Raw genomic sequence first — 4,001 nt, 5'->3', positions numbered from 1 at the left:
GCAGGGTAGGGCGCGACGGCAATGATTCCGCCATGATCCTTATTGCCCATGAAGACGCCCTGGACCAGTATTTCATCAATCATCCGGACATCTTTTTTACCATGCCCCCGGAAACTGCCCGGATCAACCCTGAAAATCCCCAGATCCTGGATCGCCATTTAGATTGTGCGGCTGCTGAACTCAGCCTTGATGCCGATGATCCCATGTTAAGACCGCCTGTTGTACAGGAACGGGTACAGGCACTTGGGCGTCAAGCCAGACTGCTCTTAAGCCGGGACGGCAATACCTGGTTCTCTCCACGCAAACGCCCCCATAGAGAGGTCAGTTTAAGGGGAAGCGGGCACACCATTCCCATATTCAAGGAGGAGACCGGGCAAAGCCTGGGTGAAATCGACCGGCATCGATCCTATTTTGAAACCCATGAAGGTGCGGTTTACCTGCACCGGGGACAAACCTTTGTGGTGACACTTTTTGATCATCTCAAGGGTGTGGTCCGGGCAAAAGAGGAAAAGGTCAGTTATTACACCCGGGCAAGATCTTCGAAAAATACTGAAATTATAAGTGTGGAAAAAACCTGTCAGGTCAAAGGTACACGGGTGGGTTTCGGCAAATTAAAAATTCGTGAACAGGTCACAGGTTATGAAATGAAATCTGTGTCGGGCCAAAAATCCCTTGGCATTGTGCCCTTGGATCTGCCGGAGCTGATCTACGAAACCCAGGGGCTGTGGATTGAGATTCCGGACTGGATCCGGCAACGGGTTGAAATGAAATTTTTGCACTTCATGGGCGGGATTCATGCTTTAGAGCATGCGGCCATAGGCATGATGCCGCTTCTGGTGATGACCGACAGAAATGATCTGGGCGGGATATCCATGCCGTTTCATCCCCAGGTTGAAACGGCGGTTGTTTTTGTCTACGACGGCGTGCCCGGTGGTTTAGGGCTGACGTTACAGGCCTTTGAGAACGCAGAGATCCTTATGAAGAGAACCTATGAAGCGATCCGGGATTGCACTTGCGAAACCGGGTGCCCGGCCTGTGTACATTCACCCAAATGCGGGTCAGGAAACCGTCCCATCGACAAGGACGCGGCAAAGCAAATTCTTCAGATGCTCCTTGAACAAAAGACGGGGCAGAGGGAATTGGCCTTTGTACAAGACTCAGGACCGCCTGTCTTTTCCGATATTGCCGTCTTAAAAAAAGAGATCCATGAAAAAAAAACTGGGGTGATATCTCCCAAAAGATATGCCGTGCTTGATATTGAAACCCGGCGGTCGGCCAAGCAGGTGGGCGGATGGCACAAAGCCGAACGCATGGGGGTGTCCTGTGCTGTGCTTTACGATTCCCTTGAAAATGATTTTCTGGTTTATTACCAGGAGGATATGGAAAAACTTGTGGAACGGCTTAGACAGATGGACCTTGTCATCGGGTTTAACATTATCCGGTTTGATTACAAAGTGCTGTCCGGGTTAAGCCGGTTTGATTTTCACAACCTTCCCACCCTGGATATGCTGACAACAGTCCATGAGCGTTTAGGTTATCGACTCTCACTGGATCATCTGGCCCGACAGACCCTGGGCCTTGAAAAAAGTGCAGACGGTCTTCTCGCCTTGAAATGGTGGCAGGAAGGCCGTCTGGATCTGATTGTGGACTATTGCACCCAGGATGTGCGTGTCACCCATGAACTATACACGTATGGCCGGGATAATGGTTTTCTGCTTTTTAAAAACAAGGCCGGTCACCATGTCCGCATCCCTGTGGACTGGAAATAGTAAGTGCCTGTTCCTCGCTTTTTTTGACTTGCTGTGGAAAAGTTTTGGGATTTATTCTATTAATTTGATATTTTAATCATTTTCTATCAAAAAAATTAAGGAGAAAAAATGAAACAGGTATTCAAACCGTTCCCATGGTTAGTTGTCTTGTTTATGATTGTGTTTGCTTGAGGAACCTTATGTGCATCTGAACTCGAGGCCTTCACAGGCGAAAAGGGGGTGTTGCGCATCGCCGGGGGAACGGCCCACATCCCGGTCATGAAAGAGGCCGCAAAACGAATTATGGAAATGAATTCAGATATCCAGATCACCATTGCCGGCGGCGGGTCCGGTGCCGGGATCAGGCAGGTGGGAGAAGGTCTGGTGGACATTGGCAACTCAGGTCGTAAACCCACGGATGAAGAAGTTTCAAAGTATAATCTTTCCATGTATAAATGGGCCATTGACGGTGTGGGCACGGTTGTTCATCCGGCAAATCCTGTCAAGGCGCTTTCCGGCCAACAGCTTAAGGAGATTTATGCCGGAAAAATCCTAAGCGGGAAGGAACTTGGAGGTCAGGACCGGCCCATCAACATTTACACACGGGACAATTCTTCGGGTACCCGGGAGGTATTCTGGGAAAAAGCCCTGGGCAAGGGAGATATTTCCGAGAAAGCCAGTTTTGTTGCTTCCAACGGTGCCATGAAGGCCGCTGTCACCAATGATCCCTATGCCATTGGATATGTTTCCGTGGGGTACGTGGATGAAACGGTTACCCCGATTGCCCTGGACGGGGTCATTCCTACGTTGAAGACGGTTCAGTCCGGTGAATACAAGCTTGCCAGAGCCCTTTTCAGCAACACCAAAGGCGAATATAGTGGGCTTGCCAAAAAATTGATCACCTACCTCCTCAGCCCCGAAGGCCAGAAGATCGTTTCTGAAATGGGGTTGATTCCTGTTAAGGAACGAATTTTAAATAACTTGCCCATTTCAAAACAGGCGACCATTGTAGGCTGTACGTTTGAAAATTCTAACTGGGCATCTTATTTCGTGCTCATTCCTAACTGATGTCGTTTACGGATAAATGTGCGCCGGCTGTTTTCGCCAGTGCATCTTTTTTATGCGCGGCTGTCACCTTCTGTGTCCTTGGTTTCATGGTGATGCTGAGTATGCCTGTCCTTAAAAGCGGAATGTTCTGGAGAATTCTGACCGACTCTTGGTCTCCGGACCATGGCCGGTTCGGCATTCTGGCCATGATTGCAGGTACCTTTTATATTGCCTCTTTAAGTCTTGTCATCAGTTTACCCATCAGTCTTGGGTGTTCATTTTTTATGCAGATTACCCATAAGGGGTGCTTGGGGCAGTTGCTCAAAAAATTTGTCCAGTTCATGACCGCCATCCCCACCGTGATTTACGGGTTTGTGGGTGTGTTTCTGCTGGTGCCCCTTGTCCGGGATCTTTTTTTGCATGGATCAGGTATGAGCATATTATCTGCCGCCATTATGCTTGGCCTGCTTGTCTCTCCCACCATGATTCTGTTTTTTTGCGCAAGTTTTGAAAGGGTTCCAAAAATTTATACGGACGCCGTCGATTCCCTTGGGGCAACCCCTTTTCAGAAATTGCTCTATGTAATTTTGCCCCAGGCCTGGCCAGGGGTTCTGACGGGGTTGATGCTGATGACAGGTTTCGGGATTCTTTTGGCGCGCATTTCCGGCCAAAGGGAATAATGTCGACTTTGCCGACACCCGCCCCTGGGATGCCATCCTGCTCAAACGCCAGGTGTTCGGCGGTCTGTTTCCGGCCATGGTCGCTACTTTCCTGCTGATCCTTCTATCCGTTGGAATTGCGCTGCCTCTGGGGCTTTGTGCCGGAATTTATCTGGCCGAATATGCCTCCCCAAAAGCCAGGCACGTGTTCGGTTTTATGGTGGCGCTTCTGGCGGGGACCCCTTCCATTGTAGTGGGGTTGTTCGGCTTTTCTATCACCATCTTTCTGCATCATTTTTACAACAGCCGCTGTAGATTCCGACGAACTAATCCCATAAAAATCTCAGTTTTGATTACCCGGCAGGCGATTGATTACAGAAAAGCCGGAAGAGCTTTCACCCTCCCGGCTTTAATCATATAGACAGCAGTCTACCGCACTGAGTTATCCCTGGCGCCGGAGTCCCCCCCCCTCGCAAACGCGTCCGTTTCACTCAGATTCGTTGAACCATTCCGAGTTGTAAATTGGGGTGTCCAAAAACGCGGTTTT

At 49.6% G+C, this 4,001-nt stretch carries 4 protein-coding genes; all 4 read left to right on the top strand.

Going from position 1 to position 4,001, the window contains the following annotated elements; all coding sequences use genetic code 11:
* A partial coding sequence (locus tag B3D59_RS14290) for a Zn-binding domain-containing protein (RefSeq protein WP_286820810.1) occupies positions 1 to 1,769 on the top strand: 1,769 nt, incomplete at its 5' end.
* A 219-nt stretch (positions 1,770 to 1,988) separates the two neighbouring features.
* Complete coding sequence (locus B3D59_RS14285; protein ID WP_286820808.1) at positions 1,989 to 2,816, top strand: phosphate ABC transporter substrate-binding protein; 828 nt, start codon at positions 1,989 to 1,991, stop codon at positions 2,814 to 2,816.
* A 101-nt stretch (positions 2,817 to 2,917) separates the two neighbouring features.
* Positions 2,918 to 3,475 carry a PstC family ABC transporter permease gene (locus B3D59_RS14280; RefSeq protein WP_286820804.1) on the top strand — a complete coding sequence of 186 codons (558 nt, stop codon included), beginning with the start codon at positions 2,918 to 2,920 and terminating at the stop codon, positions 3,473 to 3,475.
* Between the two features lie 76 nt (positions 3,476 to 3,551).
* Positions 3,552 to 3,875, top strand: a complete 324-nt coding sequence (locus B3D59_RS14275; RefSeq protein WP_286820801.1) for a hypothetical protein — start codon at positions 3,552 to 3,554, stop codon at positions 3,873 to 3,875.
* Positions 3,876 to 4,001: the final 126 nt, after the last annotated feature.

Source organism: Desulfobacter sp. UBA2225 (genome assembly GCF_002348205.1).
GTDB classification, from domain to species: domain Bacteria; phylum Desulfobacterota; class Desulfobacteria; order Desulfobacterales; family Desulfobacteraceae; genus Desulfobacter; species Desulfobacter postgatei.
Note: the sequence above shows the minus strand (reverse complement) of the source record. Positions and strands in the feature narration are given on the sequence as shown.